Below are 1,243 nucleotides of genomic sequence, written 5' to 3' on the forward strand. Positions count from 1 at the left end.
TCCACAAACAGCAACATGGATGAACACGAGATGGGGTCGATGAGCCTGTCGATCTCCAATTGCAAGGAAACCCAGTTCAAGGCCGCCAACAAGGACAATGAGTCGACCATGAACACCGATGATCCCAACAACGGCGTCACCAGCTGGGGCGTCACCATGGATCACGGTGGCGTTTGGTATCACATCGCCGTCGTATCCGATGGCACGAACGTGGTGACATACACCAACGGTGCCAAAGCATTCCGCAATATCAACAAGAACGGCAATGGCCTGTATGCCGATCCGACCGATGGTCGCTTCCGCATCGGCTCGTCGTATTACAACGACACTTTCGACACCAGCCAATACAACAAGGACGACTTTGACAAGTTCCTGCGTGGCAACCTGCAGGAGGTGAGATTCTCCCGCGGTGCGCTGGCACAGGGCAACTGGATCGTGCCCAACCCGACCGAGTATCTCAAGGATTACGGTACCAACGATCGTTTCGTGCTGGACAACCCCAGCGTACATACGATGGCTTTCTTGCCGGACACGCAGAATGCCATCCGTTGGGTGCCCACGGTGATGGACCGAGCCATCGACCAGTTCGATTCGGAAGATTCCAGTCTTAATCTGACCAACATCGTGTCCCTCGGTGACGTGGTGGATAACTGGGACAGTGACGCGCAATGGCAGGCATCGTCCAAGGTGTTCGGGCGTATGCAGAAAGTGGGCGTCCCCTTCCTGGAGCAGCCGGGCAATCATGATTACAATGGAGGCAGGCATGGCTACGGAGTGCCCAGCTTGCGCAAGGCGGACAATTACCTGAAACACTTCGGACCCGACTCCGATTTCGGCAAGTATCAGAAAGAACACGGTTTTGCATACTCGCCCGATGGCCTGTCCTCATACCATCTGGTAGACAACGGCTCCTACAAGTATCTGGTGATGAACATCGACATGGGCGCGGTGGTCAGCAACTCGTCCTCGGCAAGCAATGACGATATGCGATGGTTCGAGCAGGTGCTCAAAGACCACCCGAACAACCCGACTGTGGTGGTGAGCCACGATATCTTCAAGTGCTCCGATTCACGTCCGAATGAAATCTCCCTCGATGACGATTCCGGATACAACGGTGAAGCCGGTGACGATGAAGGTGCCGGCTCGAAAATCTGGAACATCGTGAAACGGTACAACCAGGTATTCATGATGTACTCCGGTCACAATCACGGATCCGGACAAATGACCCTGACCAATGACGCCG

At 54.8% G+C, this 1,243-nt stretch carries 1 protein-coding gene; it reads left to right on the forward strand.

What is annotated here, in order from left to right; all coding sequences use genetic code 11:
• Nucleotides 1-15: 15 nt before the first annotated feature.
• A partial coding sequence (locus tag AB5287_RS10010) for a LamG-like jellyroll fold domain-containing protein (protein ID WP_368221179.1) occupies nucleotides 16-1,243 on the forward strand: 1,228 nt, incomplete at its 3' end.

It is taken from the genome of Bifidobacterium sp. RTP21102st3_E2_RTP21102_210122 (genome assembly GCF_040916945.1).
GTDB classification, from domain to species: Bacteria; Actinomycetota; Actinomycetes; order Actinomycetales; family Bifidobacteriaceae; genus Bifidobacterium; species Bifidobacterium longum.